The 23161-nt window shown below is 54.0% G+C and carries 24 protein-coding genes; 16 read left to right on the top strand and 8 right to left on the bottom strand.

Features of this window, described 5'->3' with window-relative positions:
• Positions 1-101 precede the first annotated feature (101 nt).
• Complete coding sequence (locus ACL2XP_RS02775; RefSeq protein WP_413737055.1) at positions 102-527, top strand: ASCH domain-containing protein; 426 nt, start codon at positions 102-104, stop codon at positions 525-527.
• Between the two features lie 185 nt (positions 528-712).
• Here ACL2XP_RS02775 and ACL2XP_RS02770 read toward each other — a convergent pair whose 3' ends face one another.
• A complete protein-coding gene (locus tag ACL2XP_RS02770) occupies positions 713-1645 on the bottom strand; it encodes a LysR family transcriptional regulator (protein ID WP_413737054.1) in 933 nt (310 codons plus the stop codon).
• Positions 1646-1742: 97 nt separating this feature from the next.
• Between ACL2XP_RS02770 and ACL2XP_RS02765 the strand changes: the two genes are divergently transcribed.
• The gene (locus ACL2XP_RS02765; RefSeq protein WP_413737053.1) at positions 1743-2708 is read left to right on the top strand and encodes an NmrA/HSCARG family protein; all 966 of its coding nucleotides are present in this window, start codon (positions 1743-1745) and stop codon (positions 2706-2708) included.
• 7 nt (positions 2709-2715) lie between these two features.
• Here ACL2XP_RS02765 and ACL2XP_RS02760 read toward each other — a convergent pair whose 3' ends face one another.
• Both ACL2XP_RS02760 and ACL2XP_RS02755 read right to left on the bottom strand, forming a co-directional pair.
• Complete coding sequence (locus tag ACL2XP_RS02760; protein ID WP_413737052.1) at positions 2716-3645, bottom strand: helix-turn-helix domain-containing protein; 930 nt, start codon at positions 3643-3645, stop codon at positions 2716-2718.
• Positions 3646-3769: 124 nt separating this feature from the next.
• A complete protein-coding gene (locus tag ACL2XP_RS02755; RefSeq protein WP_413737051.1) occupies positions 3770-4558 on the bottom strand; it encodes a MipA/OmpV family protein in 789 nt (262 codons plus the stop codon).
• A gap of 130 nt (positions 4559-4688) precedes the next feature.
• Here ACL2XP_RS02755 and ACL2XP_RS02750 point away from each other — a divergent pair, with 130 nt between their 5' ends.
• From ACL2XP_RS02750 to ACL2XP_RS02730, 5 genes are all read left to right on the top strand, one after another.
• Positions 4689-5384 carry a response regulator gene (locus tag ACL2XP_RS02750; protein WP_413737050.1) on the top strand — a complete coding sequence of 232 codons (696 nt, stop codon included), beginning with the start codon at positions 4689-4691 and terminating at the stop codon, positions 5382-5384.
• Complete coding sequence (locus ACL2XP_RS02745) at positions 5381-6550, top strand: sensor histidine kinase (RefSeq protein ID WP_413737049.1); 1170 nt, start codon at positions 5381-5383, stop codon at positions 6548-6550. The genes ACL2XP_RS02750 and ACL2XP_RS02745 overlap by 4 nt, the downstream gene beginning before the upstream one ends.
• Before the next feature lie 108 nt (positions 6551-6658).
• Positions 6659-7810, top strand: coding sequence for an efflux RND transporter periplasmic adaptor subunit (locus tag ACL2XP_RS02740; protein WP_413737048.1), 1152 nt, complete (start codon positions 6659-6661; stop codon positions 7808-7810).
• Positions 7807-10911 carry an efflux RND transporter permease subunit gene (locus ACL2XP_RS02735; RefSeq protein ID WP_413737047.1) on the top strand — a complete coding sequence of 1035 codons (3105 nt, stop codon included), beginning with the start codon at positions 7807-7809 and terminating at the stop codon, positions 10909-10911. The genes ACL2XP_RS02740 and ACL2XP_RS02735 overlap by 4 nt, the downstream gene beginning before the upstream one ends.
• Positions 10912-11054: 143 nt before the next feature.
• Positions 11055-11402 (top strand): hypothetical protein, encoded by a 348-nt coding sequence (locus tag ACL2XP_RS02730; RefSeq protein WP_413737046.1) that lies wholly within the window; start codon positions 11055-11057, stop codon positions 11400-11402.
• Positions 11403-11542: 140 nt separating this feature from the next.
• On the opposite strand, the gene ACL2XP_RS02725 is transcribed toward ACL2XP_RS02730, so the two are convergent.
• Positions 11543-12352, bottom strand: coding sequence for an SDR family NAD(P)-dependent oxidoreductase (locus ACL2XP_RS02725; protein ID WP_413737045.1), 810 nt, complete (start codon positions 12350-12352; stop codon positions 11543-11545).
• A 49-nt stretch (positions 12353-12401) separates the two neighbouring features.
• On the opposite strand from ACL2XP_RS02725, the gene ACL2XP_RS02720 reads away from it, so the two are divergent.
• Positions 12402-12782 (top strand): winged helix-turn-helix transcriptional regulator, encoded by a 381-nt coding sequence (locus ACL2XP_RS02720; protein WP_413737044.1) that lies wholly within the window; start codon positions 12402-12404, stop codon positions 12780-12782.
• 2 nt (positions 12783-12784) lie between these two features.
• On the opposite strand, the gene ACL2XP_RS02715 is transcribed toward ACL2XP_RS02720, so the two are convergent.
• On the bottom strand, positions 12785-13354 hold the full coding sequence (locus ACL2XP_RS02715) for a TetR/AcrR family transcriptional regulator (protein ID WP_413737043.1): 570 nt from the start codon (positions 13352-13354) through the stop codon (positions 12785-12787).
• Positions 13355-13499: 145 nt separating this feature from the next.
• On the opposite strand from ACL2XP_RS02715, the gene ACL2XP_RS02710 reads away from it, so the two are divergent.
• Positions 13500-14234 (top strand): SDR family NAD(P)-dependent oxidoreductase, encoded by a 735-nt coding sequence (locus ACL2XP_RS02710; protein ID WP_413737042.1) that lies wholly within the window; start codon positions 13500-13502, stop codon positions 14232-14234.
• A 290-nt stretch (positions 14235-14524) separates the two neighbouring features.
• Here the strand turns inward: ACL2XP_RS02710 and ACL2XP_RS02705 are convergent, their stop codons facing one another.
• Both ACL2XP_RS02705 and ACL2XP_RS02700 read right to left on the bottom strand, forming a co-directional pair.
• Positions 14525-15013 (bottom strand): DUF1198 family protein, encoded by a 489-nt coding sequence (locus tag ACL2XP_RS02705; protein WP_413737041.1) that lies wholly within the window; start codon positions 15011-15013, stop codon positions 14525-14527.
• A 152-nt stretch (positions 15014-15165) separates the two neighbouring features.
• The gene (locus ACL2XP_RS02700) at positions 15166-16065 is read right to left on the bottom strand and encodes a LysR family transcriptional regulator (RefSeq protein WP_413737040.1); all 900 of its coding nucleotides are present in this window, start codon (positions 16063-16065) and stop codon (positions 15166-15168) included.
• Between the two features lie 101 nt (positions 16066-16166).
• On the opposite strand from ACL2XP_RS02700, the gene ACL2XP_RS02695 reads away from it, so the two are divergent.
• Together ACL2XP_RS02695 and ACL2XP_RS02690 are read left to right on the top strand one after the other, a co-directional pair.
• On the top strand, positions 16167-16787 hold the full coding sequence (locus tag ACL2XP_RS02695) for a glutathione S-transferase (protein WP_413737039.1): 621 nt from the start codon (positions 16167-16169) through the stop codon (positions 16785-16787).
• A gap of 6 nt (positions 16788-16793) precedes the next feature.
• On the top strand, positions 16794-17720 hold the full coding sequence (locus tag ACL2XP_RS02690; RefSeq protein WP_413737038.1) for a pyridoxamine 5'-phosphate oxidase family protein: 927 nt from the start codon (positions 16794-16796) through the stop codon (positions 17718-17720).
• A gap of 18 nt (positions 17721-17738) precedes the next feature.
• On the opposite strand, the gene ACL2XP_RS02685 is transcribed toward ACL2XP_RS02690, so the two are convergent.
• Complete coding sequence (locus tag ACL2XP_RS02685) at positions 17739-18563, bottom strand: DeoR/GlpR family DNA-binding transcription regulator (RefSeq protein WP_413737037.1); 825 nt, start codon at positions 18561-18563, stop codon at positions 17739-17741.
• A gap of 370 nt (positions 18564-18933) precedes the next feature.
• Between ACL2XP_RS02685 and ACL2XP_RS02680 the strand changes: the two genes are divergently transcribed.
• The 5 genes from ACL2XP_RS02680 to ACL2XP_RS02660 all read left to right on the top strand — a co-directional run bounded on the left by ACL2XP_RS02680 (position 18934) and on the right by ACL2XP_RS02660 (position 23106).
• Entirely contained in the window at positions 18934-19362 is a 429-nt protein-coding gene (locus tag ACL2XP_RS02680) for a PTS sugar transporter subunit IIA (protein ID WP_413737036.1), read from the top strand.
• Positions 19363-19528: 166 nt separating this feature from the next.
• The gene (locus ACL2XP_RS02675; RefSeq protein WP_413737035.1) at positions 19529-20224 is read left to right on the top strand and encodes a ribulose-phosphate 3-epimerase; all 696 of its coding nucleotides are present in this window, start codon (positions 19529-19531) and stop codon (positions 20222-20224) included.
• Positions 20225-20249: 25 nt separating this feature from the next.
• Entirely contained in the window at positions 20250-20807 is a 558-nt protein-coding gene (hxlB, locus tag ACL2XP_RS02670; RefSeq protein WP_413737034.1) for a 6-phospho-3-hexuloisomerase, read from the top strand.
• Between the two features lie 9 nt (positions 20808-20816).
• Complete coding sequence (locus ACL2XP_RS02665; protein ID WP_413737033.1) at positions 20817-21617, top strand: sorbitol-6-phosphate dehydrogenase subunit; 801 nt, start codon at positions 20817-20819, stop codon at positions 21615-21617.
• A 55-nt stretch (positions 21618-21672) separates the two neighbouring features.
• Positions 21673-23106 carry a PTS transporter subunit EIIC gene (locus ACL2XP_RS02660; protein WP_413737032.1) on the top strand — a complete coding sequence of 478 codons (1434 nt, stop codon included), beginning with the start codon at positions 21673-21675 and terminating at the stop codon, positions 23104-23106.
• Positions 23107-23161 lie beyond the last annotated feature (55 nt).

Raw genomic sequence — 23161 nt, 5'->3', positions numbered from 1 at the left:
AAAGGGGATTGTGTTATCAGAACCGGTACCAAAGCGGACCCAGGATTCTGATTTGGCTCTTAATCCATTTGTTACGCTAAATGCAATAATAAGGGTTATTGATGGTCACGGTAGAACAACTGAAAGCAAAATATCCTGGGGCCATTGCATGGTCGTTCGGGGACTCTCCGCAAATGTCAGCTGAACTGGCAGGCCTGGTGGTAAGAGGGTTGAAGACTGCGGGCTGTGGCTCTCTCGCCGCCTTTGAAAAAGAGGAAGATTCACCCACGATAGGCGGTTACAACATCATCCTTGACGGCGAAAAACGCCCTATATGTGTCATACGAACTATCGCCATGCGCCTGATCCGTTTCAACGATGTTACAGAAGAACTGGCAAGAAAAGAAGGTGAAGGCGATCTCAGCCTGCGGTACTGGAGACAGGAACATAAGGAATTTTTTGAGCGCGAAGGCACTTTCTCGGAAAACATGGAGCTTGTCGCAGAAGAATTCGAGCTTATCGAAACTGTGCAAACCGAGCACAGGTGATTTCTGTTTTCACCGCCGCCATCCGCAAGGTATTCGACTGCCAGGACATTTGTCGAAACGATCCGCCCCGGCGCGGTTACAAGGGCAAGCGCGCATACTTGTCGCATAAGAACCAATGAAACCAAAACGTCCGCCAGGCATTGAATTAATAATTAACCATTTGTTTTTTATATTATTATCTATAATCACTTATCACTTTCGACATTACCGCAATAATCCTGGCGGGTACTTAATTCGACAATCAAATCTCGAATCCAGCGATGCCCTGCATGCCCATGGCTGCGTTCGTGCCAAACCAGGCTGACGTCAAATCGCTCGGCAAGCCACGGCACATCAACCACCGAGAGTCGATCCGCTTGCCCTTGCAATAATCGCCGTGGGAGCAGGGCTACAAGATCGCTAATTAAGACGATCTCGGGTACGAATAAGAATGAAGCCGCCGACATAACGACCTGGCGCTGATATCCGAATGCCGCCAGAACGTCATCTATCGGCGTCGTAAAACCGCCGCCGGAAGGCGAAACAATCACATGCTCTAGCCGGACAAACTCTTCCATCGTCAGGTGGTCATTAAGACAAGGGTGATCGCGCCGCCCGATAAGCGCATAGGTTTCATAAAATAAATGGGACGTTCTGAGATGTGTGTGATAAGAGCCCGGTGTGACTATGGCTATATCAACTTCGCCGCTGGCCAACTGCTGTTCCAACTGACCCGGATTATAATGATGAACGGCAACGCGGACTCCAGGGGATCTCTGTCGCAAGGCCAATACCAGCGGCATGACGACGGCGGCCTGTATGTAGTCGGTGCAGGCTATGGTGACGGTCAATTTGGCATGTTCAGGATAAAAATCCTGGTGGGATTGCAGCGTGCGGCGCAGTTGATCCAAAGACTCGCGCAATGGAACGAGCAATTCAAGCGCTTTCACCGTCGGCGTCATCCCCCGGCGCGCCGGAACCAGCAAAGGGTCATTAAATACATCCCTCAGCCGGTTCAGCTGCGCGCTTACGGCCGGCTGGCTGAGATTAAGTCGCGCCGCCGCCTTCGTCACATTCTGTTCCGCAAGCAGTGCGTCGAGGGTGATCAACAGGTTTAGATCCATACGCGTGGTATCCATGATATGGATTCCTTAAAATAAAATAATCGATTTCCCTTATCCCTTACCCGTCACCATAATGCAAGTTCAAACCGCGTGGACGATCGGGAGACAACTGATGTTATCAAATAGCAGACCACTCATTACCGTGGTGGGCGCACTGAGTAAACAAGGGCGCAGCGTGGTGCGCACGCTGCTGGAAAGTCAGCGCTACCGCGTACGCGCTTTAACGCGGCGGGTAGATACCCCCGGGGCGCAAGACCTGGCGCGTCAAGGCGCGGAACTCATGGCGGTACCGCTCGAATTGGGTCATAAAGAGGACTTCGTTCAGGCCTTTAAAGGATCGCATGGTACGTTTTTGATAACGCCGGGTATCACGCCGGAGGCAAGCCATGCGGAAACGCACGAAACAGCATTAGGCAAACAAATCGCTGATGCCGCCGTCGAAGCCGGGGTGGAACATCTGGTTTTCACTAGTCTGGAAAACGTAGACAGAATTACCGGAGGTAAGAAATGGGTTCCACACTTTACCGATAAAGGTAGGGTTGAAGACTACATTCGCACGCTGCCAGTCACCAGCTCATTTATCTACATGGCGTTTTTTTATACCAATCTGCTTGAGTATTACCAGCCACGTCTGGAAGGAGACGCCTTAGTCTTTCCTATCTATTTACCAGAAGATTTTCGCGCACCTTTTGTCGATCCGCTGACCGCGACCGGCCCGGCGGTTTTGGAAATTTTTGATAATAAGGATAAGTACGCCGGCCAATCCTTGCCCGTTATCGGGGATATCGTTTCCCCCAAAGAACTGGTGGAAACATTTAGCCGCGTTACGGGAAAAAAAGCCGTTTACAGCCCGGCGTTTACCCGTGAGGAATTACTTCACCACTTCCCTTCATTTTCCAGCATGGGGGCATTGACGGATGAGGTTATAGGCATGGCCGAGTATGCGGTAGAGTACGGTTATTTCCGTAAAGACCGCGATCTGTTGTGGAGCCGTCGGATAAACCCGGACAGTTTGACTTGGGAACAATTCCTGCGCACGACCGGATGGCGGGGGCAGGCGCTATCTTTCGCCCTTTGAGCCAGCGCTATGCCTGTACGGGGGGATTACCCCCCGCTATCCTGGACAAATTTACTGCAGGACGCTTAACAATAGGAATAAGATAATCGCAGCGCAGAAAGTCGCTGGAAAACAATTCTTCATCATTTCGCGGATGAAACCTTTCGATATCCAGGCCCTGGCGACGGGTCAAGCCTAATAATGGCACCATTGTGTCATAGATTAACTGAATAAAATTCTGGAACTCTTCAACATGTCCCTCGTAATTAAATTGCGCGTAATCTCCGCCTTCGAGCATTACTGGCCGCGCCATGGGCATGGATTGTGAAAATGTCCCGAGCTGTATGGCGATGGTATAATTCAGGATAATATCCCGGTCGTTATCGATTGTGTTACCGGGCTCCAGGCGATGTAACCCATAAAGGACCGGGGGAATAATATTGGCTCCGTCCAAATACTGGCGCCAAAAATGGGCACGCAGGTCGGAATGGAAGAGCCGTTCTATCCGCTCGAACGAACTATGATAAATCCGGGTTACGCCCATCAATGGCATGTCGGGAATATTAATAAACTTGGGCTGCGGCAATTGGGTTTCTCCCAGCCGAATGGGCGGACAAAGACCTTTTGCCGACCAACAGGCGGCATGACGATATACGGCCGGCGTAAGACCAAACTGTTTTTTAAAAGTGCGGGTAAAGGTTTGCTGTGAGTCAAAATGATATAGCAGGGCGATATCCAGAATGGAATGGCTGCTGGCACGCAACGCCAAGGCCGCCCTGGATAACCTACGCGCCCGGATATAGGCGCCCAGTTTTTGGCCGGTCACATCCCGAAACATTCGCTGCAAATACCATTTCGAATAACCTGATTTAGCAGCAACGTCTTCGAGCAACAGCGGCAGGTCAAGATGGTCTTCCAGCCAGTTCAACAAGCCGTTGACGATGTCGGCTTTGATCATATTCTTTTCCTTGGTATAGGGAGTATTTGAATGGGAGTGGGCGATAGCCCCCGGTATGTTGAAGCGGGAGAAAACAGATTGGCCTGTAATCCTGGAAAACCGAGCCTGCTTCCTCCCCCTATAATTAAAAGGTATAAGTGACCGCCGCGGCCGCCGTCGTCTGATTGCGCCGGAACACAATCGGACTGTCGGCCGCATGATCGCCGAGCCAGGTATAACCTGCGCTGAGGGCAGAACCCCAATGCCGGGTAAACTGATGGCTCCAGATTAGATTGCTGTCCACGCCGTAAAAACCGCCGGCGGCCCGGTAACGCGCATAGCCGGACCTTGTACTTTGTTTCTCATTTACGCCATAAAAAGTGTTCATATAGCGCGCGTCGCCAAACAGCGCGGATACCTGCAATGCGAGCGAGTCGTCGTCATCCTGCACGGGAATGAACGTAACCGATGTACGGTAGCGCACGCCCTGTCCGTCGCTGAGCGGCAACGTCGCCATGCCTTCAAACGACATCCACTGCGTGGCCATCCACCCGACCGTTACGGACGTATTGGCGGTGGCGTCAATGTTGCCCATGCCTTTAAGTTTGTCGGAGCCGTCACGCCAATCGGAATCACGGTCCGAGCGTCCCAGTCCATACCCGAGCGAATGCTCAAGATAAAGACCGCTGTCACTCTGCAGGTTGTATCCCACCCCTTTCAGCGAGTCGAAGAAAAATGCGCCGTCGCGGGCCTGAACGACCGGGACCATTTGCGTATGCCGTTTGTCCGATCCGCTGTAGGCCGGGGCGTTCTGGCCCCCCAGGCCGACAGTGAGGCTCTGCTGCGTCGTATCGCCGTTATCGGCGAGCGCCTCCGCCGCCGTAACGGAAACGGCAATACAAACCATGTGCAATATCAATTTTCTGGTTATCATCGTCAACCTCATCACTGTATTATTCCTGGGCCAGGTGAAACGTTCACGGCCCAGTAGCGAAGCAGTATTATGAAGAGGCAGTGTCAATAAACTGTCAGGGTTTTATGGAGAAACTGTCAAGGTTGCCCAAATGCAAACAAAACGAATACTGGTGATAGAAGATGATGCCGATGCGGCCGATGTGCTGGAAGCGTATCTTCGGCGTGAAAATTACGAGGTCGCCATCGCCGGTGACGGACTCAAAGGCCTGGATATGGTCAAACGCCTGAAGCCCGATCTTATCCTGCTTGACGTGATGCTGCCCGGGATGAACGGTCGGGAAGTCCTGGCCGCCATCCGGCGCGCCGGCGATATACCGGTGATTATGGTGACGGCGATGGGCGATCTCCACGATAAAATCGGCGCCCTGCGCTACGGGGCCGACGACTATGTCGTGAAGCCCTATAATCCCGGCGAAGTAGTCGCGCGGGTGCAGGCGGTATTAAGACGCATCGAGTCCCATGGCTCGCGCGAAAAACAGCTGCGCTGGGAGGGACTTTATGTAGACGAAGAGTCGCTGACCGTCACGGTGACGGATAAAGCGGGCTGCCAGTCAAATCCCGAGCTGACGCCTACCGAGTTTGCCCTGCTAATCACGCTCATGCGCACGCCGGTGCGGCCACTCACCCGCCAGCATTTACTGGAGCTCTGCCTGCCTGAAAGCGAGGCTCTGGAGCGCGTGGTGGATACGCACATTTATAATTTGCGCAAGAAACTGGAATCGGCGGGCATCAATAATATCCTGCTTAACGTTCGCGGCGTGGGCTATAGGTTCAGGCAACCATGAGCGAATCACAAAATCAGTCCCTGTGGCGCTGGATTTGCGTCCGTATTCTGACGCTGGCGATTGGCTCCGTCATTGCCATCGCCCTGTGCATGTGGCTGCGTTATACCATCCAGAATCTTTGGATCATCTTTCACATGCCCCAGGTGGTGCGGGATGAATTTTTACCGCTGCGCGATCATCCGGCGCTTGACCCCGCCCTGTTTCATCAGATTATGGATGAACGCTGGGGTATCGATTACTCGGTCCCTTCGATCGCGCCCGCCGACTGGATTATGGTTGGCGTACTGATCCTGGTAATCATTCCCTTTATCGTCGTGCTGGGACTAAGTGCCGCCCGTCCGCTTTCGGCACAGTTCTTTAATCTGGCGACCTCCGCGCGGGCGGTGTCGCGCGGTGAGTTCAGCATCCGCGCCGCACGGGTAAAAAACGCGCCGGCAGAATTGGTCCGGTTCACTGATGATTTCAATACCATGACACAGCAGTTGGAGCGTTATGAACGGGAGCTGCACGCCTCGCATGTGGCCATGGCGCATGAACTTCGCTCTCCGCTAACCGCCGCCATTGGCCGCGTGCAGGGAATGCTTGATGGCGTCTTTCAATTGGAGCCGCAACAGCTGGCAATGGTGATGAAACAGCTCCAGCTTCTCAGCCGGCTGACCGATGAGCTGCATCTGCTATCGCTGGCCGATGCCGGCCAGCTCACGCTCAGCAAGAGTTCGCTGAGCCTGACGGAGGTCCTGAGGGAGCGGGCCGCCTGGCTGAAGCCCCAGGCCGAAGCGTGCGGAATGACGATTACCGTGGCGACGAAGATGCCTTGTCGCTACATGGCCGATACCCTGCGCCTTGGCCAAGTGTTCACCATCCTGATGGAAAATGCGCTGCGCTATGCGGCGGAAGGCGGGAAGCTGGTCATTGAGGTAGGCCAGCATGGCGCAGGATACGATATTACCTTTCGTGATTATGGCCCAGGGGTATCACCAGATTTTCTGCCATCGATGTTCGAGCGTTTCACCCGCGCGGACTCTTCCCGCGCGCGGCATTCCGGCGGCAGCGGGCTGGGGCTTTCCATCGCCAGGGCCATTTGTATTGCGCACGGCGGCAACATCCTGGCGACCCTTCCGGCGGATGGGGGGCTGCTGATCGCGATCCACTTACCCGCCCACTAGCAGCCGGGACGATTATTTTGTTCGTCTTGACCGTTCCTTGACGAAATATAAAGAGGATCTGGACAAACCTTGGATTGAATAGCGGCTTCTCAGTCCAGGAACATTGTCATGACAGATACTTTTACCGGCTGCGCTAAAGAAGCGCGGCATCACCACCGGAGCGCCGGGAGACTGAAACCGGTATTTCGGCTGTTCATCGTTCTGCTGTTGCTGTCCAGCGCATTACTGCTTTCCGGCTGTGGCGACAAGGAGCAAAAGCAGAGCGTTGCTCCCCGACCCGTACGTTTTATCGTGGCGCCGCCGCCAGTCTCCGGCATTCCTTTCATCCGGACCGGGGAAATCCGCGCCCATGATGAAATCATGCTGGGTTTTCGCGTGGATGGGCGTCTGCTCAGCCGTACGGTGGATGTCGGCGATCACGTGCAGGCCGGTCAGGTAATGGCGACCGTGGAGAGCGACACCAGTCAAAATCAGCTTCGCAGCGCGCGGGCGGATCTGGATAGCGCCCATGCCGCAGAAAGAGTGGCCGCGCTTAACCTGCAGCGGATGAAACAGTTGATGCCGCAAGGCGCCATAGCCCGCGTCCAATATGACACGGCGCAATCAGACTGGCAGACCGCCGTATCCCGCCGCCAGAGCAGCGAGGCGGCCTTGAAGAATGCCCAGGATAATTTGTCATGGACGCGTCTGACCGCCCCGCGCCCCGGCGTGATCACCAGCGTGAGCGCCTCGCCGGGCCAGGTGCTCGGCACCGGACAAACGGTGGTCACCCTCGCCGTCAGCAGCGGGCTCGATGCGGTGTTCGACCTCTCCGATCCCCAGATCATAACCCGCAACGCCGGTGTTCCATTTACTCTTTCGCTTCTTTCCGACCCCTCGGTGCACACCACGGGGCATCTGCGCGATATCAGTCCCCAGGCCGATCCCCAGACCCGCACCTGGCGTGTCCGTTTCACGCTTGACACGCCGCCGGACGCCATGGCGCTAGGGGCGAGCGTGCAGGGGGAAATGGAGCAGGCCGGAAAGCTGGCGATGGCTCTGCCTGCCACCGCGCTGACCCGCCTGGGAGAAAAACCGGCCGTGTTCATCGTCGATCGTGCCACTTTGCGGTTACAGCTCCGATCGGTGGACATTGCGCGATTTACGCGTACCGCAATATTTATCTCCGATGGCGTAAGTCCGGGCGACATGGTGGTCACCGCCGGGGTCAGCAAATTGCGTCAGGGAGAGAAAGTCACGCTCGCAGGGGATATACAATGAAGGACGATTCACTGAAGCATGCCTTTAACCTCTCGGCCTGGGCGCTGAAAAACCAGCAGTTGATAGCCTTCTTGATGTTGCTGCTGATGGCGGCCGGCGTGATGAGCTACGAAAACCTTCAGCGCAATGAAGATCCGGCCTTCACCATTAAAACGGCGATTGTTTCCGCTCGCTGGACCGGCGCCACCGAGCGGGATACGGTGAATCTGCTTACCGATCCCCTGGAGAAAAAGCTGCAGGAAATACCTTATCTCGATTACGTAGAAAGTCAAACCCGCGCCGGACAGTCGGTTATCTATGTCAACCTGCGTGACGATACTCCTCCGGCGCGGGTGCCGGATATCTGGTACCAAGTTCGTAAAAAGATGCAGGATATCGCCCCCTATTTGCCGGAAGGAGTGCAGGGTCCGGCAGTCAATGATGACTTTGACGATACATTTGGCACGATTTACGGCTTTACCGCCGAAGGTTATTCACCGCGTGAACTCAGGGACAAAGTGGACGATATCCGTCGCGAACTGATGTCGCTGCCCGATATTGGCAAAATCACGTTGCTGGGCGAGCAGGAAGAGCAGATTGCGATTGCCTTTTCGCCGCGCAAGATTGCCGGTATGGGACTGGATCTGCGGCAGGTCAATGATGCCCTGAAAGCGCAAAATGCGGTGGCGCCAGCAGGTATATTAAGGGGCAGCCAGGAAAATATCGCCCTGCGGGTCAGCGGCGCCCTGGATGCGGAGCAGAGTTTCCGGGCTATAACGCTGCATATCGATGGGCGCTATATTCCTCTGACGGATATTGCGACGGTGAGCCGGCAGGCCGCCGAGCCGCCCACCCCCGCGTTTCGGGTGAACGGCCAGCCAGCCGTCGGTCTTGCCATCTCGATGGCGTCCACGGGCAACATGCTCAAATTCGGCCAGGCAATCAACGACAGGATGGCTGAGATTCAAGCCCGCCTTCCCCACGGGGTCGAAATGGTTAAAGTCGCCGATCAGTCCGCCATGGTGAAGGAGGCCGTCAGCGGATTCGTCCGGGTACTGCTTGAGTCGATCGTCATCGTGCTGGCCGTGTCGTTTATCTCCCTGGGCACCCGCGCCGGTCTGGTGGTGGCCGCGGCCATTCCATTGGTCCTGGCAATGACCTTTGCCGGGATGATGCTGTTCGGGATAGGGCTGCAGCGCATTTCGCTCGGCGCGCTGATTATTGCGCTGGGCCTGCTGGTAGACGACGCCATGATAAGCATAGAGGCGATGGTGGCGCGGCTAGAGGCGGGCGATAGCCGCTGGCGCGCCGCCACGTATGCATTCGAGACCACGGCATTTCCGATGCTGACCGGGACATTGGTCATGATCGCCGGCTTTATTCCGGTGGGCTTCGCCGCGTCGAGCGCGGGCGAATACTGTTTTTCGCTGTTCGCGGTTGTGATGATTTCACTGCTCTGTTCCTGGGTAGTGGCAGTACTTTTCTCGCCGCTGATAGGGACTTGGTTGCTCAGTGTCCCCCAGCAGCGCCATAAGGAATCATCAGGCAGACTGATGTCCCTCTATCAAAATCTGCTGCGGGTGGTATTGCGTCACCGGTTGCTGACGCTGGGAACGGCGATGGGATTATTGGTGTTGGCCGCCTTTGGCTCGACATTGATGCAGGGTGAATTCTTCCCGGCGTCGGATCGCCCTGAATTGCTGGTCAGCCTGACATTACCCGCAAATGCTTCCCAGGAAGAAACGGCCCGCCTGACCGAACGGTTGGAGAAAACCCTGCGCGGCAATGCGGCTATCGATCGCTTCACCAGCTACATCGGTGGCGGCGCGGTACGTTTTTACCTGCCGATGGATGTGTTGTCGGATAACGAGAACACCGCCCAACTGGTCGTGGTGGCTAAGGATCTGGCATCCAGGGACCGGCTTAAACATCAGTTGGAAACAGTGCTGGCCAAGGACTTCAGCGATATCACCACGCGCGTGTCGCCCCTGGAGCTTGGTCCGCCGGTCGGCTGGCCCATCCGGTATCGCGTCATTGGCCCCGATTATGAAAAGGTTCAGGCTATTGCCCGGAAACTGGCCGCATCCGTGGGCGACAGTTCTGCGACCCGCGAGGTTAACCTGACCGCCGGCGAGCCGCAGCGGGCGATCACCTTGAATATCAATCAAACCGCCGCACGCGCCGCAGGCGTATCTTCAGAGAGCCTGGCTAACTTGCTGAATACGGTTTATTCAGGCGACATTATCACTTCCGTACGCGATAACAACCGTTTAATTGACGTGGTGCTGCGTGGCAACGACCAGGAACGGCGGGAGACCGGGATTCTTTCCGGCTTGATGATCAACACGGCGGAGGGGAATAAAGTGCCGTTAGGCCAGATAGCCACACCAGTATGGGGTATTGAAGATCCGCTAATCTACAGGCGTAACCGGCTGCCGTTCATCACCGTGCAGACCGATCTGGCACCCGGTATGAGCGCGGCCGTTGTGTCAGAACAACTGGCCCCGCAGGTGCAGCGGCTACGCGCAACGCTGCCTGCCGACTACCATATCCGGGAAGATGGCTTGGTGGCCGAGTCAAACAAGGGCAACAGTTCAATCTTTGCGGTGCTGCCGGTAACGTTGATTGCAATGCTGGTTCTGCTGATGGTTCAGTTGAAGCAGATCTCCCGCATGTTGCTCGCGTTATTAATGGCGCCGTTTGGGTTGATTGGCATTGTATTGGCCATGTTGCCCACGGGGACACCGCTGGGGTTTGTGTCGTTGCTGGGCATTATTGCCCTGGCGGGCATGATTATTCGCAACGCCGTGATCCTAATCAGCGAAGTGGATAACAATACCCGGTCGGGCATGGAGCGCGAGGATGCTATTATCGCGGCCGCCAAGCACCGCTCGCGCCCCATACTGCTGACAGCCTGCGCGGCTATTCTGGGGATGATTCCCATCTCGCATCAGGTATTTTGGGGGCCTATGGCCTTTGCTATCATTGGTGGATTATTGATCGCCACCATGATTACACTCACTGTGTTACCTGCTTCAATCAGCCTGGTGATGCAGGCCGAACAGAAATGGATAAAAAAGGATCGCAATAATTTCCTTTCAGCGTTGCCAGAAAGCGATTAAAGCAGATTAGCGGGGGGATTCCTGATCCGGCAGGGAAAATGGCTATAGCACCGGGTGCGTTATATTCAACGGCCGGACGCGCCCCCCGCTACATCAGGAGTGCCCAAGCATTATTTAACATTGAAATTAAATGATTATATAGTATGAATAAAAAAATAATTGCGATCTTTTTATATATTGCCGTTTTTCTGGCTTTCCTTGCCGCATCATTTACATTCATTGATTTTCAAAGGAAAGAAATTACTCATGGAAACTTGATTATTAATAAGTTTGAAATAAAAAGGCACTGGATGAGCTATCGCATGTACATTTCAACGGATAAAGGATTTATCGTTACGTCCGGGCTGCTTCCTTTAGTCAATTACGCCAATTTTTCCCTGAGGAAAAAATATGGAGCCCCCTATCTATGCATAGAGATACACGACTCGGTAGACTGTGTAAAAATAATCAACACTGATTATGAAAAGAATAATCATGGCCCCGACACCTAGGTTTGGGAAGAATAAATTGTCAAAGCGGTTAATGGCGGCCGGGAAGTGATTTTTTTCTGTATCATCTTCATTACGCCGGAAGATCTCTAAAAGTAACCGGCCCGGTTATGCGGGATACTTACCGAGCATAGGGATACGCGCTAGATACCCGGCAGCATCCCGCCGTCGAGCCTGAGGTTGACGCCGGTTATGTATCCCGCTCTCGGACTGGCGAGGAACGAGATGGCATCCGCTATCTCTTCCAAGGTTCCGACGCGGCCGACAGGAACCTGGGCGAATAGGGGCAGTACGGTCCGCTCAATCAGTTCCCATGAAGCGTTTTCCGCCAATCCGCGCTCGACGGCGACCTCGCGGAACCGGCTATCCAGCCGGGCGCTATGTATCGTGCCGGGCGATACCGTGTTGACCGTAACGCCATCAGCCGCAACCGCCTTGGCCATAGACGCCGTCATGGCGTTCATCGCAGCCTTGGCGGCGGAGTAGTCGGGCCTGGCGGCGGGAGGCATCAACCCGGCAAGGCTCGAAATATTGATCACCCGCCCCCATTTGGCTGCCCGCATCCCCGGCAGCAGCCGGGTTGCGACCCTCACGGCGCCCAGCACGTTGCGGTCGTAAGCGGACGCCCAAGATGCGGGGCGGGTGTTCGTCCAGTCTTCGGCATCGCCTGAACCGCCGGCATTGTTGATCAGGATATCTATGGGTCCGGCGAGGGCCCTTGCCGCGTCGACCAGGCGCCGTACGTCCTCGTCAATGGTCAGATCGCCGACCACGGCATACGCGCGTCCCCCCTGCGCGCAAATGTCGCGAGCGACCCGCTCCGTCTGGCCTTTATCGCGTCCGTGGACCACGACGATCGCCTTCTCGCGGGCGAGTGCCCTGGCTATCGCCTCTCCTATTCCCTTGCTGCTCCCGGTAATGAGCGCAATCTTTCCGTCCAGTTTCAAATCCATTGCTTAGCACCTATCATAAACTCTATGACTGACATTAAAGGGCAGGAAGATGATCGAGACAAGTACGCACTTAAAAGTGCCTATGGAACAAGAGGAGCGGGCAATTTGCCTTGGCCCGGACGGCGCCGTCGCGCATGTCGCCAGGGTGCTGCGGATGATCGGCGGACGCTGGAAGCTGCCGATCTTGTTCCGCCTGTTTGTGGAATCATCGATGCGCACCTCGCAATTGAAACGGGATATGCAGGGCATTTCACAGAAGATGCTTACGCAACACCTGCGCGAGCTGGAGGGCGACCGCCTGGTGGAAAGGAAAGATTTCGGCGAGCAGCCGCCGCACGTCGAATATCGGCTCACCGATGCCGGTCGGCGGCTCATGCCCGTCCTGATAGCGGCGAGGCAGTTTTCGGTAAGCCATATGGCTGAAAGCTAACCTTAAGATACTCTTTTCGCCGCTTTCAGATACGCGCAGAACATCAACGTCAGTTGTGATTGGAGGCTGCCGTCAACAATGATTTCCGGCATATTCCTGGTGAATACGTTGCACAGGGTTCCGCAAAGGACGTTCGACAGCGTCAGGTTCACCGCGGCGAGATCGTTGAATTTAGCGTCCGAGGCGCTGGCGAACATGGCCTCGCTCGCCGCTTCGACGCGCCGCGACATGGCTTCGACAATCTCGGCTACATTGACCTCGGCCGCGGCACGATAGAGCGCGCTCGTCACATCGCGACGCTCGATCTTGACTTGGATATAGGTGCTCACCAGCGCGTCGGTCATCTGCGCATAGGGTTTTCCGTGATGGGCGCGGCAGGCCGCTTCCACCCGCTCCGCCAGCATATTCAGGTATCTCTCGTTCAGCGCATAAAACAACGCCTGCTTATTGGGAAAATACTGGTAGAGCGAGCCGACGGACACCCCCGCTCTTTCGGCCACGCGGGTAGTGGTCAAGCGGGCCGGACCCTCGGCGAGCAAAACCTGAATCGCCGCTTCGAAAATTGCCTCCACGGTGGTCGCCGACCGTGCCTGCCGCGGCGTTTTCCGGGCATTCAGCGCGAGTTTCTGTGCAGAAATCATATGCGAATTCAAAACCTGAAGAATCCTTCGTATACTAGATGTTATCGAAATGTTTGGAATTTTCAAGGAACTTAACATGGCAAGTATCAATGATCGCATTGCGCTCGTGACGGGCGCCAACAAAGGAATTGGCTACGAAATCGCCCGACAGCTCGCCCAAACCGGCGTCACCGTACTGCTGGGCGCCCGCGACAAAGGCCGTGGCGAATCCGCGGTCAGCGATCTGGTATCCCAGGGTCTCAAGGCGTCATTCATTCAACTCGACGCCTGCGACGCGGAGATTATCGCGGCCGCCGCCGCCAAGATTGATGCCGAGTATGGACGTCTCGATATTCTGGTGAACAATGCCGGCATTGCCGACTACACCGACGGCGTACCCAGCGTTGCCTCCCTGGATGCCGTGCGGCGTGAACTCGAAACAAATTTCATCGGCGCGCTGGCCGTAACGCAATCAATGCTTGCGCTGCTGCGCAAGGCCGAAACCGGACGTATCGTCAATATATCCAGCAGCTTGGGCTCGCTGGCGCTCAATAACGATCCGGACTGGCCGTTCTACGACGTAAAGCTTATCGGCTACAACGCGTCAAAGGCCGCGTTGAATATGCTGACCATCCAGCTCAATGCCGAGCTGCGCGATACCAAGATTACCGCAGTATCCGCCTGCCCGGGCCTGGTAAACACCGGACTCAGCGGAAACCGGGGCGATAGAATGCCCGCTGAGGCGGCGGCTTTTGCGGTGCGGCTGGCCCTGCTTGAACAACCCGATGTTGCGGGCGCCTTCCAAAACGAGCAGGGCGCGATCCCCTGGTAATTATCGCTATGCCGATCTAATACTGCGCCTGGCTGAATTACAGGATTTAAACACCCTTTTTTCGGGCCGGGCCACGGGTGAAGTAGAACGATATAACGACTTCATTAGTAAACCTGAAAAGAAATCTAAACGCTTAACAAAATCACTTACAACAATCACCATCGCCATGGCTAAAATATAAAAACTGCATCCCTACTCAATGATGGGCGTAGGCATTAGCCCGCTGGCGCGGAATGCGGCGATGGCCTGGTTGTAGATCGCGATGCCGCCGCGGGCGGACCACGGCTGGCTTACAAACCAAATCCGTCCAGATAATATACATTGCCGTTGGCGGCGCCGCCCTGGCCGGAGATATCGGTAAAACGCGCGTTATAGCGTTGCCGATAAGCGGTGAGATCATCGGCTTCCGGCTCCAGCTCACGCAAAAACGACAGCGCCAAACGGACATGCTTGTGGGTGAGTTCGGTGGGTAAATGGGCTTTTTGCAACACCGAATGCCAGAATACCAGGCTCTCTTCGGATTCATCGACAATACAGGTTTGATAGATCAGCAGCACGCCCGCCGCGTTGCCGAAATGTGATTCGCTGTTATGCAACAGATAGCTGACGAATTCGCCGCCAGCGGTTTTCCCCATTTGGCTAATCATGGATTCCACATATACCGGCTCGATATTGAGCCGTTTGGTCAGCGCCTGCGACGCGCGGCGAGAATCCGAATTCACTATGCGAAAACCGATAAGAAAAACGACAACCAATGTCGCCAGTATTAGCCAGATCATGAGGCGTCCTTAAGCAAGGCAAAACCTATCATAAGAGTAAATCACCCAAGAGAAAACCGGTTCGCCGAGGAAAGATTTTTTACCGTCCGGTTATTGGCCGGGCGGTTAACCGCGCCGGCGGGCATTCGGCTAGCCTACGGAGCGGCGATGGGTCATAAAGGATGAAGCTGGGGTAACCGGCTAAGGCGCTGATAGATGAAATCCCAGAACGTGCGCACTTTACGGGGCATTCGCTGCACCTGCTGCGCCAGCAGCTGAACGGGTAGCGGCAGCGGCTCGAATTCCGGCAATAGGCGCACCATGCCGCCCGCCGAAAGATCGTCCATAACCTGGTAGGACAGTAAGCGGGCAATCCCCTGCCCGCTGCGCACCGCCAGCAATTGCGACTCGACGTCATTGGACAGCAAACGGGGCTTAAGCCGCACCCGCAGGCTATCCTCCCGCGGCCCGAAGCGCCATTCGCTGATTTGGGTACGTTGCAGTCCCATAATGGTCTGATGCTGCGCCAGGTCGGCCGGATTCCGCGGGCTCCCGCACTGGGCGAGATATGCCGGGCTGGCCACCAGCACGCGGGTGACCTGCGCCACCCTGCGCGCCACTTTGCCGGAATCCTCCTGGTGCCCGATGCGCACCGCCAAATCCAGCCCTTCGTCAATCAAATCCAGATTGCGGTCATTGAGTATCATTTCCACCTGCATGTCGGGGTGCCGGGCCAGAAATTCCATTACCAGCGGCGCGACGTGTTTGCGGCCAAACTGTACGGGCGCCGTGATGCGCAGCAGCCCGCCGAGCTGCGTTTCAGCGGCGTCGCCTACCGCTTCCTGATACTGGCTCAGCAGCGCACGCGCCCGTTCGGCCAGGCGGGCCCCCGCTTCTGTCGGCGCTAAACTGCGGGTGGTGCGTTCCACCAGCCGCGCGCCAAAACGGTGCTCCAGCGAGGCAATGGCGCGGGTGATCGCCGGCGGCGAACGGTGGAGTTTGCGGGCCGCCTCCGCCAGGCTGCCATACTGAAGTACGGCGACAAAAATCGCCATTTCGTCTAAACGGTCCATATATTCTTCCACTAGGTGAAACGCTTAATTCCAATCTTCGTGGATACCGATCATTTAATGCAAGAGTAATCTTTACGTCAGACCTATTCAGGAGAGATATCATGTCCGGCATGCAACTTTTCGGCACCCCGCTTTCCGGCCACACGCACCGCGTGCGGCTATTACTGACCATGCTTGATTTGCCTTTCGATTTCAAAGACGCGCCCGCCGCCGTGCGCCAGACCGGGGAATTCAAGCAACTCAACCCGCTGGCGCAGGTGCCGGTGCTGATCGACGACGGGCAGGCGCTGACCGACAGCAACGCCATAATGGTGTATCTGGTGAAACGTTACGCCCCCGGCAGCCACTGGCTGCCGGAAGACGCCCTGAACGCCGCCGAGGTGCAAAAGTGGCTGTCGCACGCCGCGGGCGAAGTGCGGTATGGCCCCGCTTCGGCGCGGATGGTAAAACAATTTTCCGCACCGGAAGCGTACGGGGCCGCGTTGGCCATTGCGGGCAAATTCCTGCCGCAGATGGAACAGCATTTGCTGGAGCATGAGTTTCTGGCGACCGGACGCGCCACGATTGCCGATCTGGCCTGCTATAGCTATGTGGCGACGGCGCCCGAAGGCGGCGTGTCGCTCGCCCCCTATCCGGCAATCCGGCGCTGGCTGGCGCGCATTGAACGCTTGCCGGGTTTCGCAGCGATGCCCGCCCTGCCGCCGCCCGAAGACATCTGGTAATCCGCAATGCAAAACGTCTTTCATCCCGATGAAATCCGCGCTCAGCAATTAGCCGGGTTCAAGGTCAGCGCCAGCGGCATTCGTGACGCCATGCCCGAGCAGCACCGGCTGTTTTTCGCCGCGCTGCCATATCTGTTTATCTCAACGCTGGACGACGCCGGCTGGCCGGTCGCCACGCTGTTGAGCGGACCGCCGGGGTTTGTCAGTTCGCCGGACGACCGGCATTTACGGGTACACGCGCCGCGCCGCGCCGACGATCCGGCCCAGGCCGCCCTACTGCCGGGAAAACAGATCGGCGTGTTAGGGATCGATTTTTCCAACCGGCGGCGTAACCGCGCCAACGGCAGGATCGGCCGCATGGATAAAAACCGCGTCGAGATCGAAGTCGATCAAAGTTTTGGCAACTGCCCGCAGTATATCCAGATCCGCGAACTGGCGGCGGCGACGGCCGGCGGCTCGCCGGCTGGACGGGAAGATCTGGCCGCGCCGGACCAGGATGCCCGCGAGCTGATCGCCCGCTCCGACACCTTTTTTATCGCCAGCCATGCCCACGGCGGCGCGGATGTCTCGCACCGCGGCGGCAAGCCGGGTTTTGCGCATCTGGCGGGCAACCGGCTGTGGGTGCCTGATTTTCGCGGCAACCGCTATATGAATACCTTGGGAAATTTGCTGGCGGAACCCCGAGCGGCGCTATTGTTTATCGACTTCGATAACGGCGATCTCCTGCATGTGCAGGGCCATACGCAAATCCACTGGCAGCCGCGGGAGATCCAGGGGCCGCAGGGGGCGGAGCGTTTCTGGAGCCTGGATATCACCCGCGTATGGCGGTTTCGCGCCGCGTTGCCCTGGCGCGGGCGGCGGCCTGAGTTCTCCCCCGCCACGCTTAATACCGGCGACTGGCCGCCGGGCGATGGACAATACATGACGAGGTAATGACGAAGCCTAAAGGCCTCAATCAATAATGATGACGTCCGTTAAATTTTCTAATTTTTTAAGTTCCATCTCAGGAATACCCGAGTCGGTAATAAAATAATCAATATCGGACCAGTCGCAAAACTGAAATAAACCAGAGCTATTAAATTTGGTGCTGTCGCTGACGACCACTCTTAACCGGGAGCTTTTAACCATGGCGGATTTGATTTCCGCTTCTTCATACGATGCGGTACAGGGCCCATTACGGTGTTTAAGCCCATCCGTTCCCAGGAAAACAATATCCGCATTAAGCGATTGAAACGCGTTTACCCCCCACATGCCCACCGTCGCCAGGCTGCTCGAACGAAATTTGCCGCCCACGAGAAAAATATCGTTGTCGGTGCCGCTGAGCGGCTGAACGATATTTATCGCGTTTGAAATAATGGTCAACCGGCTTTTGACCACCAGCGCTTTGGCCACGCATTGCACGGTGCTGCCGGTATCGAGAATTACCACCCCTTTCTCAGGCACCAATTGCACCGCTACATGGGAAATTTTATCCTTTATATCAAGGTGTTCGGTATTCTTGCGGGCCAGGGGCTGCTCAATCGCCAATATGTTGCCCGACGCGATGGCGCCGCCATGGCCTTTAGTGGCGATGCCCTTCTCGTCCAGGTAAATCAGATCCTTGCGTATCGTCTCCGTGGAAACCCCAAACATTTCCGCAAGTTTCCCAACCTTCACGCTTCCTTCCGCGATAAGTATCTGCGCTAGCTTGTTTCGTCTCTCAATGGTGAACGAACTAGACATCGTGGCCCCTTTACAAAAATTGCATAAAATAAAAATAACAGTTATTTCAAACAAATAACATGAATCTAGCGCTGATAAAATCCTTTTTTATTCATTATACACCGCCGGTATTTCTCACCGCTACTTTAGCGCATACCGCAGCGGGGTCATAGATGTGGCGGGAAAAATTGTGATTGACGTCTAATTTTCGCACAAAGCTCATTGACCGACTGCGTTTTAATCATGATATTGCGATTGTTGTTGTGATAATTTGGATTTTAGTTGCGATAAAGTGCGTAATAAAATGGTTTTGGTTTGGATATAAACCATTGCGGCGCGCCTTATCGATTCAGATACGTATCCAAAGGGCGGTGGCTCGCGGGTGAGGGATACTGAGGGTGAACTAAAGTGTGTTTTCGACGAATAAACGGTCAAGGTGGCTAAAATGAGCAATATTCTCAATGAAGACGGTATTTTGCTAGGGGCTTCATTCGCCAATAAGCATGAGGCTATCCGCAAGGCCGGCAATATCTTGTCGGCATCGGGTTATGTCACCGAAAAGTACGTTGACCTAATGCTGGAACGCGAACGCGTCACCTCAACTTTTATGGGGAACAATCTTGCTATCCCCCACGGCGTCAATGGTTCGGAAAGCGAGATCAAGAGTTCAGGCATTGCGGTTATACAGGTACCTGAAGGCGTCAGTTTTGGCGAAGATAATATTGCTTACCTGGTCATTGGCATCGCCGGCAAGGATGGCGCTCACCTTGATATTTTAAACCAAATTGCCTTGGCATGCATGGAGGAAGAAAATATTGAGAAGCTTCGCTATGCGAAAAACAAAAATGAAATTCTGGAATTGCTGGGGTTTTAAATAGCAGGGCATGCTGGATGTAATGGTTCGGGACAAACGCGCGGTAATGACGCATAACGCCCATAACCGGTGAGCGCCTGCAATAAATTTTCGGGAAGTTGCGGTTGGCCGATTTAAACAATTTTAAATTGCATTATGTCGTTGTTTTTATTCAGGAGGATACGAAATGGAAAGAAAAATTATTACTTCTCCATCAATTATGTGTGCCGATTTACTGAACTTGGAGAGCTCGGTAAAAGAATTAGAGAATATTGAGGTGGATGCGCTGCATATTGATATTATTGACGGGGTGTTTAGCCCTAGCATGCCCTTAGGTATCGATACCGTCAGAAGACTAAGAGATAAAACCGATCTCGCTTTTGATGTGCATATTATGTCCACCAATAATGAGTGGTTTGTCGAGCAGATTTTGGATATCGGCGTTCAGCAGATCTCTTTTCATTATGAAACGACGTTGCATGCTGACAGGCTGGTTAATTTAATTAAACGAAAAGGCGCCAAGGCAGGCATCGCATTAAACCCGGCCACGCCGCTTTCCTGTTTGGAATACCTGCTGCCCCAGTTGGATAATGTCCTGCTTATGCTTATCAATCCAGGATTCGCCGGCGATAAAAGCGAACAGCAGGTTGCGTACGCTGACGATAAAGTAAAGGACCTGGCGCGCATTATTGCCGATTTAAAAATTAAAGCGAGTATCCAGGTCGATGGCCGGGTTTCATTGGATTCCATTCCACGGTTAATCCAGGCGGGCGCCGATAACCTGGTACTGGGCAGCACCAGCCTCTATATACCTGGTCATTCTCTCGCAGATAATAAAGCCAATTTGGACGAAGCGATCAATAAAGGCTTGTCATTTCATTAATTTATCTTTAAAAGAGGCGTCGTTGATGAACTATTTGCAAACTGAAAAAAGTATAGTTCAAGAACTTGATAAAACGCTGGGCAGTATCTCCGGTGATAGCGTATTAGAACTGGTCCATCTTATTGAAAACGCCGATAAAGTATTTTTTGTCGGGGTAGGCCGCGTGCTGCTGTCATTGGAAGCGGTGGCCAAAAGGTTGGCGCATCTTGGCGTAAAAACCTATGTAGTCGGTCAAATAACAGAGCCCGCCATTACGCCCAATGATTTGTTGATTGTCGGTTCGGGCAGCGGGGAAAGCATGTTCCCGCTCGGTATTGCCAAAAAGGCCAAAAGCCTGAATGCCACGGTTGCCCATATAGGGGCGAATCCCGATAGCTCAATGAAAATGTATTCGGATCTCTTTGTCAGAATACCGGTGCAAACTAAATTACACTTGCCCGGGGAGATTTCATCAATACAACCCATGACCAGCCTTTTTGAGCAAGCGCTACTTCTACTCGGTGATACTATCGCACTGTTAATGATTGAAGAAAAGAAAATAGATATGCATAGTTTATGGCAGTTTCATGCCAATCTTGAATAGGATATCAATATGAAAAATGAAAGCTGGCTGGACCTGAATCGCAAGGTAATCATTGTAACCGGCGGCGCCTCGGGCATAGGCGCAAAAATTGCAGAGAACCTGCATAATAACAATAGTATTGTCATTATTAGCGACTTGAATGAAAGCGAGGCATCGCAAAAATATTCCGACACATTTATCAAATGTGATATTACCAATAAAACCAGCGTTGACCTGATGGTAAAAAGCGTATTGGAAGAGTTTGGGAAAATTGATGTCCTGGTTAACAATGCAGGGGTCAATCGGCCAAGGCTCATGGTCGATTTTTATAAAGATAAACAGGAATATGAAGCGACGGAGGCGGATTTCGATTTCATTGTCAGCGTTAATCAAAAAGGTCCCTTTTTATGCACTCAGGCCGTTGCCCGGCATATGATTGACCGTAAACAGGGGATTATCATAAACATATCCTCAGAAGCCGGCACCGAGGGTTCGGCAGGACAAAGCATCTATTCCGCCACCAAAGGGGCCTTAAATAGCTTTACCCGCGCCTGGGCCAAGGAGTTTGGCAAGTTCGGTATCCGAGTAGTCGGGATAGCCCCCGGGATTAACAAAAGAACTAATATGAATAATGATGAAAACTACCAAGCGCTGGCTTATACGCGGGGACTCGATCCCAACTCGATTGATACTGATTATACTGGCTCAATCCCATTAGGGCGGGCCGGGGAACATCATGAAATTGCAGATTTGGTATCCTATTTGGCCTCTGACCACGCCAGCTATATCAGCGGTACGACCATAAATATCTCCGGAGGAAAGTCGAGGTAAAACTTAATACTCTCGATTATTTTCCCTTTGCTACCCTATCTGCGGGAATATTAAGATGACTAATCAAGCTAGCGTGAAACAAAATAATAAAAAAAATGCTCTCGTAAAAGTACAGCGATTTGGTAATTTTTTAAGTGGCATGGTGATGCCCAATCTGGGGGTATTTGTTGCCTGGGGGTTGATCACGGCACTATTTATACCAACTGGGTGGATACCCAATGAACACTTGGGTGCGCTGGTTAGTCCTATACTAACCTACCTGTTGCCATTATTGGTTGGTTTTACCGGCGGATATATTGTACATGGCCAGCGCGGCGGAGCAATTGGCGCGCTAGCAACTATGGGATTAATCATCGGTTCAGAAGTGACCATGTTGAGCGGCGCCATGATCATGGGCCCCTTTTCAGCATGGATTATGAAAAAGTCCGACCGTTTTTTAGATGGCAAATTCCGCCCGGGATTTGAAATGCTGATCAGTAATTTCAGTATGGGAATTATTGGGCTGATTTTAACCCTGGCTGGATATATCGTTATTGGGCCGATTATTTCCACCTTGATTCATTTATTATCCGCCGGGGTTAACTGGACAATATCCAAAGACTTGCTGCCGCTGATTTCTATTTTTGTTGCGCCGGCACAGGTATTGTTTTTAAATAATGCGATAAATCATGGGATTATGGCGCCGCTAGGGTTAGAGCAGGTGGCTGCCACCGGCAAATCCATTCTGTTCCTGGTGGATGCCAACTGCGGGCCTTCCGTAGGTACATTATTGGCCATTTCATTTTTCGGCAAAGGCATGGCCAAAAAGACGGCGCCGACGGCGGCATTAATTGCCGGCATAGGCGGGATCGGCGAAGTTTATTTCCCGTTTGTACTTATGAAGCCGGTGCTGGTTTTTGCTACCATGGGCGGCATTACCACCTCGCTGACCTGCTTTATGCTGTTGGGCGGCGGTACGGTCGCCACCCCTTCGCCGGGCAGTTTTATCGCCATGCTGCTTCTAACGCCAAAAGGCGCGCTGTTTGGCAATCTGGTAGGTTTCTTTGCCGGGATGGCGGTGTCTTTTGCGATCGCCGCCGTTTTGCTGAAAGTCGACCGCACCCCGCAGCCGGACGAAGAAGATGCGGAGCTGCGCACGGCTGATAGCGCGCCCGCGCTAAATCAAACCGCGCAAATTAATAGTGACGGTTTTAGCGGCAGGGTAATCCGTAATATTATTGTTGCATGCGACGCGGGTATGGGATCGAGCGCCATGGGAGCCTCGGTATTAAAAACCAAGTTGAAAAAAGCCATGATCGATCTGAACGTGGCCAACTCAAAAATCGAGGAAATACCCGCAGGCACGGATCTGGTGATAACCCATGTTCAATTAATCGATCGCGCTAAAAAGCTGCATGACGGTAAAAATATTATATTTATCCCCATCACTAACTTTATTGATGGGAAACAGTATGACCAAATAATTTCATTCATACAAAAAGAAAGTTAAAGGTTAGCCGCCGCCAAATCCGGCGCCCGACCATAAAAAACCAGCTTGACCGCTG

This window comes from Sodalis sp. RH21 (assembly GCF_047324175.1).
Lineage (GTDB): Bacteria > Pseudomonadota > Gammaproteobacteria > Enterobacterales > Enterobacteriaceae > Acerihabitans.
The sequence above is the reverse complement of the archived record's forward strand: the minus strand, read 5'-3'. Positions and strand labels throughout refer to the sequence as shown.

Excerpts from the sequence above, each read along its gene's own strand:
- ACL2XP_RS02710 (WP_413737042.1), top strand. The coding sequence starts at position 13,500 with ATGGCAAGTATCAATGATCGCATTGCGCTCGTGACGGGCGCCAACAAA.
- ACL2XP_RS02770 (WP_413737054.1), bottom strand. The coding sequence starts at position 1,645 with ATGGATACCACGCGTATGGATCTAAACCTGTTGATCACCCTCGACGCA.
- ACL2XP_RS02680 (WP_413737036.1), top strand. The coding sequence starts at position 18,934 with ATGAGCAATATTCTCAATGAAGACGGTATTTTGCTAGGGGCTTCATTC.
- ACL2XP_RS02760 (WP_413737052.1), bottom strand. The coding sequence starts at position 3,645 with ATGATCAAAGCCGACATCGTCAACGGCTTGTTGAACTGGCTGGAAGAC.
- ACL2XP_RS02725 (WP_413737045.1), bottom strand. The coding sequence starts at position 12,352 with ATGGATTTGAAACTGGACGGAAAGATTGCGCTCATTACCGGGAGCAGC.
- ACL2XP_RS02690 (WP_413737038.1), top strand. The coding sequence starts at position 16,794 with ATGCAAAACGTCTTTCATCCCGATGAAATCCGCGCTCAGCAATTAGCC.
- ACL2XP_RS02750 (WP_413737050.1), top strand. The coding sequence starts at position 4,689 with ATGCAAACAAAACGAATACTGGTGATAGAAGATGATGCCGATGCGGCC.
- ACL2XP_RS02675 (WP_413737035.1), top strand. The coding sequence starts at position 19,529 with ATGGAAAGAAAAATTATTACTTCTCCATCAATTATGTGTGCCGATTTA.
- ACL2XP_RS02660 (WP_413737032.1), top strand. The coding sequence starts at position 21,673 with ATGACTAATCAAGCTAGCGTGAAACAAAATAATAAAAAAAATGCTCTC.
- hxlB (WP_413737034.1), top strand. The coding sequence starts at position 20,250 with ATGAACTATTTGCAAACTGAAAAAAGTATAGTTCAAGAACTTGATAAA.
- ACL2XP_RS02755 (WP_413737051.1), bottom strand. The coding sequence starts at position 4,558 with ATGATAACCAGAAAATTGATATTGCACATGGTTTGTATTGCCGTTTCC.
- ACL2XP_RS02720 (WP_413737044.1), top strand. The coding sequence starts at position 12,402 with ATGATCGAGACAAGTACGCACTTAAAAGTGCCTATGGAACAAGAGGAG.
- ACL2XP_RS02705 (WP_413737041.1), bottom strand. The coding sequence starts at position 15,013 with ATGATCTGGCTAATACTGGCGACATTGGTTGTCGTTTTTCTTATCGGT.
- ACL2XP_RS02735 (WP_413737047.1), top strand. The coding sequence starts at position 7,807 with ATGAAGGACGATTCACTGAAGCATGCCTTTAACCTCTCGGCCTGGGCG.
- ACL2XP_RS02765 (WP_413737053.1), top strand. The coding sequence starts at position 1,743 with ATGTTATCAAATAGCAGACCACTCATTACCGTGGTGGGCGCACTGAGT.
- ACL2XP_RS02665 (WP_413737033.1), top strand. The coding sequence starts at position 20,817 with ATGAAAAATGAAAGCTGGCTGGACCTGAATCGCAAGGTAATCATTGTA.
- ACL2XP_RS02730 (WP_413737046.1), top strand. The coding sequence starts at position 11,055 with ATGAATAAAAAAATAATTGCGATCTTTTTATATATTGCCGTTTTTCTG.
- ACL2XP_RS02695 (WP_413737039.1), top strand. The coding sequence starts at position 16,167 with ATGTCCGGCATGCAACTTTTCGGCACCCCGCTTTCCGGCCACACGCAC.
- ACL2XP_RS02740 (WP_413737048.1), top strand. The coding sequence starts at position 6,659 with ATGACAGATACTTTTACCGGCTGCGCTAAAGAAGCGCGGCATCACCAC.
- ACL2XP_RS02700 (WP_413737040.1), bottom strand. The coding sequence starts at position 16,065 with ATGGACCGTTTAGACGAAATGGCGATTTTTGTCGCCGTACTTCAGTAT.
- ACL2XP_RS02745 (WP_413737049.1), top strand. The coding sequence starts at position 5,381 with ATGAGCGAATCACAAAATCAGTCCCTGTGGCGCTGGATTTGCGTCCGT.
- ACL2XP_RS02775 (WP_413737055.1), top strand. The coding sequence starts at position 102 with ATGGTCACGGTAGAACAACTGAAAGCAAAATATCCTGGGGCCATTGCA.